This is a genomic window from Paenilisteria rustica (assembly GCF_013820765.1).
In the GTDB taxonomy this organism is placed as follows: Bacteria; Bacillota; Bacilli; order Lactobacillales; family Listeriaceae; genus Listeria_A; species Listeria_A rustica.
This window is the reverse complement of record NZ_JABJVM010000037.1, coordinates 1-1,543: the sequence shown is the minus strand read 5'-3', so window position 1 is coordinate 1,543 and position 1,543 is coordinate 1. Positions and strand designations below refer to the sequence as shown.

Sequence of the window (1,543 nt, the reverse complement as noted above, 5' to 3'; positions counted from 1 at the left end):
TCGGATGTTTTCATCATTGCTGTGCCAACGCCAAATAAGGCGGATGCCTATCTATCATGTGATTTAACACATGTTGTCGACGCGGTCAGCAAAACGATTCCTTATTTAGAAAAAGGAAATGTCATCATATTAGAATCTACGATCGCACCACGCACGACAGAAGATGTGGTGAAGCCGATGTTGGAAGAAGCAGGATTTATTGTCGGGCAAGATATCTTTTTAGTCCATTGTCCAGAGCGCGTATTGCCTGGGAAAATCATTCATGAGTTAGTGTATAATAACCGGATTATTGGTGGGCTTACACCGGCATGTATTGAAGCAGGAAAACAGGTGTATGGCGTCTTTGTTCAAGGCGAACTTATCGAAGCGACTGCTGGTGCAGCGGAACTTTCGAAGCTGATGGAAAATACGTACCGCGATGTTAATATTGCCCTTGCGAACGAACTTGCGAAAATTGGCGATACGCTTGGTATCAACGCATTAGAAGTCATCGAGATGGCGAACAAACATCCGCGTGTGAACTTGCACGCTCCCGGCCCTGGTGTCGGTGGTCATTGTTTAGCGGTGGATCCATACTTTATTGTCGCAGCGACGCCAGAAAATACACCGCTGATTCAACAAGCCCGCGCGATTAACAGCACGATGCCAGACTTCATTGTAGAAAAAGTAAAAACCTTGATGGCAAATATCGATGGCAAAAAAGTAACGGTTTTCGGCACGACCTATAAAGGTGATGTGGATGATATCCGTGAAAGTCCAGCGCTTGAAATTATACAACTCCTAGAAAAAGAAACAGATTTTGAATTATCCATCTTTGACCCACATGTAAAAGCATCTTGGATTGAGCCTGATTTTGAAAAGGCAGTAGAAAACGCAGATTTAGTATGTGTTTTAACGGATCATAGTGAGTTCAAAACAGTTACACCAGCTCAATTTGAGGGTATGAAACAGCACTATATTTTCGATACAAAAAATGTTATTCCGGAGTTAGAAAAAGTGGCGATTTACAATATGGGAAACTTATATGATATGCGCAAAAGCAGTAAAAAGTTAGTTCCAATAGCGGAATAGGCCAGGAGGAAACAATGGAAGATAGTTTAAATGTAAAGCAAATATGGGATCTTTTGAAAAAGAATAAATGGATCATTTTTATAAGTACGTGTGTATGTGCCTTGTTGATGAGTGGATATCTTTATTTCTTCTCCACACCAATCTACCAGAGTGAAACACAAGTATTAATTAATCAGTCTGTGCCACAAAACACCATTGTACAATCACAAGACGTACAGGCGAACTTGCAGCTTATCAATACGTACACATCTATCATCATGAGCCCACGAATTTTATCCCAAGTATCCAATGAAATGGACGACAAGTATACCACAAAAGAGCTTGAACAAATGATTAAAGTAAATAGCACCTCGGATTCACAAGTTATCAAAATTAACGTGGAAAGCAAGGATGCTACGGATGCTGTAAAAATTGCGAATGAAACAGTTACGGTGTTCAGTAAAGATATTCCGAAAATAATGAAAATTGACAA

The 1,543-nt window shown here is 40.2% G+C and carries 2 protein-coding genes; both read left to right on the top strand.

The features are described 5' to 3' along the window. Positions 1-1,071, top strand: a 1,071-nt coding sequence (locus HPK16_RS16425) for a nucleotide sugar dehydrogenase (protein WP_181677975.1), incomplete at its 5' end; no start/stop codon positions are given. A 14-nt stretch (positions 1,072-1,085) separates the two neighbouring features. Further along, the coding region (locus HPK16_RS16420; protein WP_246369473.1) for a YveK family protein at positions 1,086-1,543 on the top strand (458 nt) is incomplete at its 3' end.